The organism is Peribacillus sp. P4_C12 (assembly GCF_056402095.1).
This window is the reverse complement of the sequence record NZ_JBFUIB010000131.1, coordinates 1-8,872: the sequence shown is the minus strand read 5'-3', so window position 1 is coordinate 8,872 and position 8,872 is coordinate 1. Positions and strand designations below refer to the sequence as shown.

The following is an 8,872-nucleotide window of genomic DNA, read 5'->3' as shown; positions in this document are numbered from 1 at the left end:
CTCCCTGACGGTTAATTCGGCTTACTTCATCTTCAAGACCATGCCGTTTCAATTTATTAAAGTTGGCTCCGTAAGTATTCGATTGTAGAATATCAGCACCTGCTTCTAAATAGGCACGATGAATGGATTCAATTTGATCAGGATTAGTGCAGTTTAATTCCTCATAACATTGATCGATTCCATATGAGTATAATAATGTTCCCATTGCTCCTTCTCCAACCAGCATTCTTTCTTTCAATTCTTTACGAAAATCCATATGTACACCCTCTCTCAAAAACAATTCTGTTTTTGTCGTTTTCTATGAGTATGAGAGAAAAGAAAAAAAACCTTCTCAAAGAAGAAGGTTTTTTGAAACATTCTCCTCATCTATCAAGCTCTGCTTGCTGGATTTAGCACCTTTGCCTAAGCTGGTTGCTGAGGTTTCCTCGGGCCAGTCCCTCCACCTCTCTCGATAAGATCCATTTATAAAGTTTTCTTAACATTTCAAAATTTGTTTATATTTAATTTACATTAATAATCTGTCAATTTCAATAGTTTGATAGTCATTTTTTTCTTTTCTACTAAGATCATACATCCTTCAAAGTTTAAACTCTCTTTAATATCCTTTGTTTCCAGTCCTCCGCTAACGAATCTACAGAAAGTAGAGCATGAGCTCCATCCTGTCCGTCTCGATTATGCAGGATCACTTCAGTTGCATAATATACTGAGATATTTTCTTGAAGTCGATCTAATAAAACAATTTCATCTTGTTTTTTAATAACTCCTTCTTGAATGACCTTTGCAAAATAACCAGTAAAACTTGTTTTCATCACTGATGTCAAAAACTTAGGTTCTTGGTTAAAGTGAGAAATAGTCGAGCAAGGAATTCGTCCTTGGGTGATCTGAACAATTGTCCCACCTATTTGATAGATATCACCGATATACGTTTGAGTTTCCATCATCCCAGCTACTGTTAAATTCTCACCAAAAGCAGGGATATCAAGCTGTTTAGAGAATTTTTCATTCCAAAATGAGTAATGCTCAAAAGGATAAATACACAATGCACGGTCAGGGCCTCCATGGAACTTTAGATTACCTACTCCATCTCCAACTATTCCTGATTTTGTTACGGTCACATTATCCAAAGTTTTTTTATCCATAGCTGATAAAATCTTAACATTCGAAAACATTTCCTGTTTAGGCTTTCCGGCTTGAAGGGACACGATTTTTCCATTTTCCAATTAACATCTTCCAATCCTATTTACTTTATATCATCCTTATATGAATACATTATACTAAAAATTCATTTTATTCTGCATCTATTTTAATTACTTTACTATTTCAGAGAAGATAAAAACGTCTACTTCCGGGAGAAATGGTGGAAAATTACTGATTTTCAGAAAAATCTTACTATAGTTTCGGTAATTTGGTTGCTATTTCAGAATTAAATATGGTAGAATATGAACACAATATATAGTCGAAAAACAAATTTGGTCGCCTATATGTTGATTTCACGATTAATTTCCTCATTGTCGCTCTTCAGGGAGCGAATTTTTTTGCCTTCTTCAAATCCACTCCTCAATCCCTACAATAAAGATCAGCTATATATCGCCTTACTGAATGACTTTATCATCTTCAGAATAATATTTTACTCTGCTCAGAATCACTCCATTAAAACACATCAGCCTAAAACACTACCTTTTCTTTTTAAATTCTCAGCTTCTTCTCTGTCAAAAAGAACCATTCCGTTTTTCTTACTAAAAAAACCACGGTTTTTAATTCACATTCTTCCTCTACCGCATAGATTAGTCCTACAAATATCTCCACGGGCAACCCAATTATCTTTACAAAACACAAACTTCATTAATATGTATTCCGTTTAAATTGTTCAGCTATGTGTACCTTTAACCACTGCATTCACATTGTTTCCCTTCTGATAAAACAAAAAGAAGCTGAGAGACATTGGTTCGTCTTCCACTCAGCTTCTTTTTTTACGCTTGTTTCTTTTTTTTCGGTGCCGCTTTTTTCCGGGTTGTCGTTTTTTTCCCTTCCAGTTTATCAGGTTTCGTTCGATCAATGGATGCTTGTAAAGCTTCCATTAAATCGGTAACATTGTTGGGCACTGTTTCTTTTGTTTTGGCTGTAATCGTCTTCTGTCCTGTTTTCTTTGATTCAATCAGCTCAAGTAACGCCGTTCGATAATCATCATTGTATTTTGTCGGATCAAAAATCGTTGTCAATTGATCTATTAACAAAATTGCCGTATCAATTTCTTTTTTTACAATTGTATCATTTGCAGGGATATTCGGAACATCTGCTGCAGAGCGTACTTCATCTGGGTAATGAATCGTTTCCATCAACAAGGTGTTATCTACAACCCTTATTACCGCCATTTGTTCCTTTGAACGGATGATGATTTTTGCTAACCCAACCTTATTCGATTCCTTGAGTGCTTGCCGCAATAGGGAATAGGCTTTTATGCCACCATCATTTGGAGACATAAAATAACTTCGGTTAAAATATATCGGATCTATTTCTTCAATCTTAACAAAATCCATGATTTCCACTGATTTTTCTTCATTTTGTTTTTTAAGTTCTTCTAGCTCACTGTCTTCTAATACAACAAACTTTCCTTTTGTATATTCAAAAGCACGAACAATGTCTTCCTTGCCTACTTCCTTCTGGCAGACCGGACAAACTTTTTCGTATTTAATTGGTGAGTGGCATTCCTTATGCAACGTTCGCAAAGATATGTCCTTATCTTCCGTTGCGGCATGAAGTTTTATCGGAATGTTCACCAAACCGAAAGAAATGCTTCCCTTCCATATGGTATGCATATTCGTCACCTCATAACTTTTTATAAATAGAAGTACAGACTTATTATTCCCTCTTGTCTAAAATAATTCGAAAAAACATTTGCCAACTCTAACACCTCATTATTTTGGCAAAAATAATGTCAATCACTTATTGCGGAGGTACAAATAAAATGAAACCGATGCTGCCAACATATTACCCTGAAGCCCCGAAATCCACGGATTGGCGTTATGAAGTCAAATATGACGGTTTTCGTGCCATTTTAACAATAGATGCCCATACGGTAAAAATTACGAGTCGAAACGGGAAGGAATTATCTTCTCTTTTCCCAGAAATCAGTACATTTATTAATGACCTAGATCTTAAAAGTTTTCTACCACTGCAGTTAGATGGAGAATTAGTCTGGCTCACAAATGAAGTAAAAACAGACTTTTTTGAGGTACAATGGCGTGGCCGCCTACGGAAACAATCCCTGATTTCTGAAAAAGCTAATTTTACCCCGTGCCGGTTTATCGTGTTTGACCTGCTTAGGATCAACGGAAATGACCTTACCACTAATTCAATGTCAGAACGAAGGAAAATGATTAAAAACCTTGGAGARATACTTGAATTGCCTATGCCTCCTAATCCAAATGATAAGGCTTTAATTCAATTGATTGAGAGTTATGTCGATTTAGATAAGGCAATAAATAAAGTCATCCTCTTAGATGGAGAAGGGATAGTCGCCAAGGAAATTCAAAGTACTTGGCAAGAAGGAAAACGTTCCACTTCCTGGATCAAAGTGAAAAATTGGAGGGCTGTTTCCTGCTTCATCACAGCTTTGAATAAAGAAAACGGATATGTTTCCCTCGCAGTATATAAAGGGAATGAAATCACTAAAATTGGTAGTGTCAAAAATGGGCTTAGCGCTCACGATAAAAGTATCTTACATGAACTGATTAAACAAAATGCTTCAGAAGAAGACGAACAATTCTTTTATATACATCCGTCCATTTGTATTGAAGTTCAATTTTTACATGTATACGAGGAAAATGAATTACGTGAACCTCAGTTTTCACAATGGCTTTTACAGACATCCCCCAATGAATGTACTTGGGAAAAATTCGTAATTAGCCAATTTACATTTCCAGATTCAATACAAATATCTTCCCGGGATAAACCACTTTGGATAATCGATGACAAACAGGTGATAAAAGTTGAATACCTTCAATATTTACGAGAGGTTTCTGCATTTTTCTTACCCTTTTTAAAGGATAAACTGCTAACAACGATTCGTTATCCCCATGGATCTATGGACAATGAAAAATTTTTCCAAAAAAACAAACCAGATTATGCGCCTGCATCTATTAAAACGTTCTGGGATGAGGATATTGAGTATATGTTGTGTAATGATATTGAAACATTGCTGTGGTTTGGCAACCAACTTGCCCTAGAGTTTCATACTCCATTTCAGAAAGCAGGAAAAGTAAAACCTGATGAAATCGTCCTGGATTTAGACCCACCCTCGATTGAATTTTTTTCTTTAGCAATTAAAGCTGCACTTGAAATAAATAAAGTAATGGATTCTTTAAATATCAAAGCATTTGTAAAAACTTCCGGAAACAAAGGGCTGCAAATTCATATTCCACTACCGGAAGACATCTTTTCCTATCAAGAAACACGTATGTTCACCGATTTTCTCGGTCATTACTTAATAAGCTCTTACCCAGATGATTTTACAATGGAACGCTTGAAGAAAAATCGGCAAAATCGACTCTACCTTGACTTTGTACAGCATAGTGAAGGGAAAACCATTATTGTCCCTTATTCACCGCGCGGTAATCGGTTTGCTGGWGTTGCTACACCATTATATTGGGAAGAAGTGGGCGAAAGACTTCAGCTCAAAGACTTTACGATTGAAACCGTACCAAATAGAATTAAAAGATTGGGGTGTGCCTTTAAGGATTACAGACATGTCAATAATGGCCCTGCTTTTCTTGAAGTTTTGTCCTTTCTCAAACAAAAAAAGACCAACTCATAGTTGGTCTCGCACTTTAAAGCGTAGTTTTTAAATAGCTTTGTACTTCTGCCTGCAACTTAGCATACAGACTTGTTTCCGCGTCATAGTCATGTTTTTCAAGTAGTTCAAATTTTTCCGGCTGATTTAAGTCAATTTCAATCAACGCCTTATATTCATAGGTTGCGTTCCCGATTAAATCAATCGAATATTTTTTGCTCTCTTTATCATAATGCACAACACATTTAACTTTCCCGCCATTATTATAAACGGAAATTTCACTTTCTAATGAGTTTAGTCCAACAGAACATGTAATCAGACTAGAAGCCGACATCGCTGTTCCGCAGGCATTTGTGAATCCTACGCCTCGTTCAAATGTCCGTACATAAATACTACCTGGCTCCAGCTCTTTCACAAAACTGACATTGACACCATCAGGGAACAGCTCGTTCGGCTGATTGACCTTCATTGAAAGTTCTGCCTGCAATTCACTTTGCAGCACATCACTATCGACCAAAGTGATTAAATGCGGATTAGGAACTGCCAATGCCGAAAATAAAAGGGAATCATGTAGCTCCGGCAATGGTTCATTTTGCAATTGTTCCTTTTCAACGACAAGCGGAAGGTCCTTTACCTTAAAACTAACTGGGGAAATTTCCACCTTGAAAGTTGGAATCCCTTTATAGATATCTTCCGTTTTTTCAACGAGTAAATTTGCTTTCATCGTCTCCACAATCATTTTATCAAGCCCTAGAACGTCATATGCATAACGAGCCACACAACGAAGTCCATTACCACACATTGATGCTTCCGAACCATCCGCATTAAAGACACGCATTCTTGCATCTGCATGTTCACTTTTCATTACAAATAAAATACCATCCGCTCCGAGCTTTTCCCTATTACAAAGAGTCTGGGCTAAATTTTTGCGTTCTTCTTCAGTAAACGTCAAGGTTGTTGTTAATTCATCAATGATTAAAAAATCATTGCCTGATCCATGGCTTTTTAAACCTTCAATAATCATCCTGTCACTTCCTCAATTTGCTGCTTTTATATATCATTATTTTAATATCTTTTATCATAGCATTTTCAGAACAGATGTGTCATTGCGAAGTTTACAATAAATCGAAATTTCCTTCAGGAGTTTTTTTCATCTCACCTATTAAAGGCACAAAGTGTAAGCAACATTATAATCCACTCCATTTTAGTTACTATATGCCATAAAGAGCGGCTAGAATAAGAAGTTTCTTATTCCAACCGCTCTTCCAAAGTGTCAACCAATCATTCCGATAATAAAATAGACGATAAACAATCCCGCACTCACATACATTGGAGTTGAGACCTCTTTTGCTTTTCCAGTTACCAGTTTCAAGAACGGGTAAAGGATGAAACCAAAAGCCATTCCATCTGCAATACTGTAAGTAAATGGAATGATTGTGATAATTAAAATTGCCGGTATACTTTCGGTAAAATCGCTAAAATCTAGCTTTTTAATATTTTCTAGCATCAGAATGCCAATAATAATTAATATTGGAGCAATGGCACTGTCTGGGATCACTTTAATTACCGGTATAAATAATAGGGAAAGAATGAATAACAGACCTGTCACTACTGATGTCAAACCAGTTCTGCCTCCTGATGCGATTCCAGCTGCTGTTTCGACAGTTGCAACCGTAGGACTAGAACCGAAGATACCTGAAAGAAGAACGGAAACACTTGTAGCTTGCAGTGACTTTTTATAAGCTTCAGGACGGTTGATACTTTGTACATGTCCGTGTACAAGACCAATATTTTCAAAGACAAGAACCATTGTCATAGCAAAGACGCTTATCCAGAATTCAATTCTGCCTGCCTCAATGAACGATAATGAAAAGAAGAGATCACTGTAAGAGGCTGTGTCTAAACCTGAAAAATGGATATCCGAGATTTGAACTGTACCAAACCAATAAGCAATAAGACTACCTGCTATGATGGTAATCATAAAATTACCTGGAACATTCTTGATAAATAACGTGATGGCCAGTAAAAATGTCAGCACCGTTGAAAGCACAGCTGGATCACCTAAATCTCCAAGGGCAATAATTGACGACGAACCGCCTGTTATAATCCCGCCCTTTTCGAGACCGATTAGCATCAAAAATAAACCTAGACCCACAGAGATGGCATCTTTTATCGAACTTGGGATTGAATCACTAATTAATTTCGAGTATTTTGTAAAAGCGATGACTACAAAAATAAACCCCGAGATAAAAACAGCACCARGTGCCGATTGCCAAGACAGACCCATTCCTTGAACCATTGTATATGCAAAAAGGGCATTGACACCCATGCCTGGAACGATAAGGATTGGAACATTTGCCCAAAGCCCTATCATGATACAGCTTAAAGCTGATAGAAGAATTGTCGCAATTACTGCACCATTAATCGGTATGCCCGCCTCTGATAAAATCAGAGAATTCACGACGAGAATATACACTATCGTAAAATAGCCGACAACTCCGGCAAGGATTTCACGTTTTCCATTCGTTTCATATTTGGAAAAATGAAAAAACGCTTCCAAGTTTTTTTTATTCATGTTGTATCCTTATTAAATTTATCCCTCACCCACCCGTTTGTATCTGTGACAAACTACACTTGGCGATTTTAACAAAAAAACTGATAAAAAGAAATAGAATTTCTCAAACTTAAAAAAACTGTCGGAAATAATTCCGACAGTTTTTTTAATGAACCAATTGTTTTTATTGGTTTTCTTCTACCGCATAACCGTCAACAACCAATTCTAATTTGCCTGTATCCGGCGAAATAATCAGTCCATGTACAGGAATATTCTTTGGAATTAAAGGATGGCCTTTGATTACTTCCACGCTTTTTTTAACACTTTCATATACATCATCAAATCCGCGAAGCCAACTACGGATATCTATTCCTGCAGCTCCAAGTGTATCAATGGTACTTTTCGGAATATCACGATCAATCATCTTTTCAACTACAGAATCAGCATCAACTGATGCCATTCCACAGTCATGATGAGGTATAACAAAAACTTCATCTGCTTTTAGCTCATAAATAGCTACAAGAATACTCCGCATGACGCTTCCAAATGGATGGGAGACGATTGCGCCAGCAGTTTTCAATATTTTCACATCGCCATTTTTAACATTCATAGATTTTGGCAATAACTCGACAAGCCGAGTATCCATACAACTAATAATGACCATACGTTTCTCTGGGTACTTATCAGTTGTGTACTTAACATATTCACCTTCTTCTACAAACTGTTCATTAAATTCAAGAATTTCATTAAGTAAACTCATAATTACCACCCTTTTTTCTATGTATTTCACTTTTATTATATCAAATATTTCGAAGATTGGTTAAAAAGATATTTTAGTCAATTAGAGCGAYGATTTAGAGTAGCTGCACAAAACCCAAATATGATGATCTTTGGACTTTCTTCAACGTTAGATGAAAAAGTAAGAATAGGTGTATTTGTCTTAAATCTTTTCCCCCACTCTAAGGGCATCCACCCTTCTTGGTACGAAACAACCTTTTCTCCTTCTTTTGTCTTAATCTCAAAAGAAGTTAAACTTCCCGATGTTTGAACAGGCATCCATTCTGTCCCGTCAAACTTATAAATCATTCCATTAATTTTCACGAGTGACTTATTTTCTTGATAAAACCCAATAACCTCACCTTGATGATCCAAAATCGTAACCTTATTAAAAAGACCTCTTTTAATATAGTACTTAGCAAGTAAATGCCCCTCATGATCGACCAATTCATATCGCTTAGGCAATAGCATCGATAAGAAATTCGGAACCATCCACATGAACCACTTCATATTTAAATCTCGAATTTCGCCCAAAAGAGACCCATTAGGCGCAAATAGGAGTAGCCGTAAAGTTGGAGCAGGCATAAAAGTCAGTAATACATGTTCAGTTTGTAATAAACCTGTATTCGTTTCAATTAGTTCGTTAGGCAATTCCTTTATTCTATTTTCATAAATCCGATGACTTACAAATTGGGCAATACTTAAAAAAATAAATGGAGCCGTTATCAATAAAATGTTACCAGGAATTATTG

At 36.3% G+C, this 8,872-nt stretch carries 8 protein-coding genes and 1 riboswitch; of the genes, 1 reads left to right on the top strand and 7 read right to left on the bottom strand.

What is annotated here, in order from left to right; translation table 11 throughout:
• The 3 genes from AC1DUW_RS15810 to ku all read right to left on the bottom strand — a co-directional run.
• On the bottom strand, positions 1–256 hold a 256-nt coding region (locus AC1DUW_RS15810), incomplete at its 3' end, for a homocysteine S-methyltransferase family protein (RefSeq protein WP_477642932.1).
• 103 nt (positions 257–359) lie between these two features.
• A riboswitch (SAM riboswitch) is annotated at positions 360–458 on the bottom strand.
• A 126-nt stretch (positions 459–584) separates the two neighbouring features.
• Entirely contained in the window at positions 585–1,220 is a 636-nt protein-coding gene (locus AC1DUW_RS15805; RefSeq protein WP_082527396.1) for an MOSC domain-containing protein, read from the bottom strand.
• A 750-nt stretch (positions 1,221–1,970) separates the two neighbouring features.
• On the bottom strand, positions 1,971–2,816 hold the full coding sequence (ku, locus tag AC1DUW_RS15800) for a non-homologous end joining protein Ku (protein WP_053346563.1): 846 nt from the start codon (positions 2,814–2,816) through the stop codon (positions 1,971–1,973).
• Positions 2,817–2,965: 149 nt separating this feature from the next.
• Here ku and AC1DUW_RS15795 point away from each other — a divergent pair, with 149 nt between their 5' ends.
• Positions 2,966–4,813 (top strand): DNA ligase D, encoded by a 1,848-nt coding sequence (locus AC1DUW_RS15795; RefSeq protein ID WP_477642931.1) that lies wholly within the window; start codon positions 2,966–2,968, stop codon positions 4,811–4,813.
• 13 nt (positions 4,814–4,826) lie between these two features.
• On the opposite strand, the gene dapF is transcribed toward AC1DUW_RS15795, so the two are convergent.
• The 4 genes from dapF to AC1DUW_RS15775 all read right to left on the bottom strand — a co-directional run.
• Entirely contained in the window at positions 4,827–5,813 is a 987-nt protein-coding gene (gene dapF, locus AC1DUW_RS15790; protein ID WP_053346565.1) for a diaminopimelate epimerase, read from the bottom strand.
• Positions 5,814–6,062: 249 nt separating this feature from the next.
• Positions 6,063–7,364 carry an NCS2 family permease gene (locus AC1DUW_RS15785; RefSeq protein WP_477642930.1) on the bottom strand — a complete coding sequence of 434 codons (1,302 nt, stop codon included), beginning with the start codon at positions 7,362–7,364 and terminating at the stop codon, positions 6,063–6,065.
• A gap of 163 nt (positions 7,365–7,527) precedes the next feature.
• On the bottom strand, positions 7,528–8,103 hold the full coding sequence (locus AC1DUW_RS15780; RefSeq protein WP_053346567.1) for a beta-class carbonic anhydrase: 576 nt from the start codon (positions 8,101–8,103) through the stop codon (positions 7,528–7,530).
• A gap of 77 nt (positions 8,104–8,180) precedes the next feature.
• A partial coding sequence (locus tag AC1DUW_RS15775) for a hypothetical protein (protein WP_477642929.1) occupies positions 8,181–8,872 on the bottom strand: 692 nt, incomplete at its 5' end.

What these genes read in the sequence shown, in the direction of transcription:
- ku (WP_053346563.1), bottom strand. Translation starts at nt 2,816, where the DNA reads ATGCATACCATATGGAAGGGAAGCATTTCTTTCGGTTTGGTGAACATT.
- dapF (WP_053346565.1), bottom strand. Translation starts at nt 5,813, where the DNA reads ATGATTATTGAAGGTTTAAAAAGCCATGGATCAGGCAATGATTTTTTA.
- AC1DUW_RS15780 (WP_053346567.1), bottom strand. Translation starts at nt 8,103, where the DNA reads ATGAGTTTACTTAATGAAATTCTTGAATTTAATGAACAGTTTGTAGAA.